Genomic DNA, 659 nt, shown 5'->3' with positions numbered 1-659 from the left:
TGATCTGGTCGTCGGTGCGGCCTTCGTAGAGGAGGTCGCCGTTGGTGTTCCAGCGGGCGAGGTCGCCGGTGCGGTACATGCGGGTTCCGGGTTCTCCGTAGGGGTCGGCCACGAAGCGGGCGGCGGTGAGGGCGGGCTTGTTGAGGTAGCCGCGTGCCAACTGGGCTCCGGCTATGTACAGTTCGCCGGTCACGCCGGGCGGCACGGGGCGCAGCGCCTCGTCCAGGACGTAGGCGCGGGTGTTCCACACCGGGCGGCCGATGGGCACCGGAGTGACCGTGTCCGGGGTGAGCCGGGCGGTGGCGGTGACATCGATGGTCGCTTCGGTGGGGCCGTAGAGATTGTGGAGGTGCGTGTGCGGGAGTGCGGCGCACACACGGGCCGCCAGGTCGGGCGAGAGGGCTTCGCCGCTCGTGATCAGCAGCCGGAGGTTGGTGGTGTGGGTGGCTTGGGGGTGGTCGAGGAATGCTTGGAGCATGGAGGGGACGAAGTGGACGACGGTGGTGCCTGTGGTGCTGATCAAGTGGCTGAGGTAGGCGGGGTCTTTGTGTCCTTCGGGGCGGGCGAGGGTCAGGGTGGCGCCGGTGGTGAGGGGCCAGAAGAGTTCCCAGACGGAGACGTCGAAGGTGGGAGGTGTTTTCTGGAGTACCCGGTCTGTT

The 659-nt window shown here is 68.3% G+C and carries 1 protein-coding gene; it reads right to left on the bottom strand.

The features are described 5' to 3' along the window. Window positions 1–659, bottom strand: a 659-nt coding sequence (locus IF99_RS31400; RefSeq protein WP_037828306.1) for an AMP-binding protein, incomplete at both ends; no start/stop codon positions are given.

It is taken from the genome of Streptomyces sp. NRRL F-5630 (assembly GCF_000719475.1).
Lineage (GTDB): Bacteria > Actinomycetota > Actinomycetes > Streptomycetales > Streptomycetaceae > Streptomyces.
This window is presented reverse-complemented; position numbering and strand designations above follow the sequence as displayed.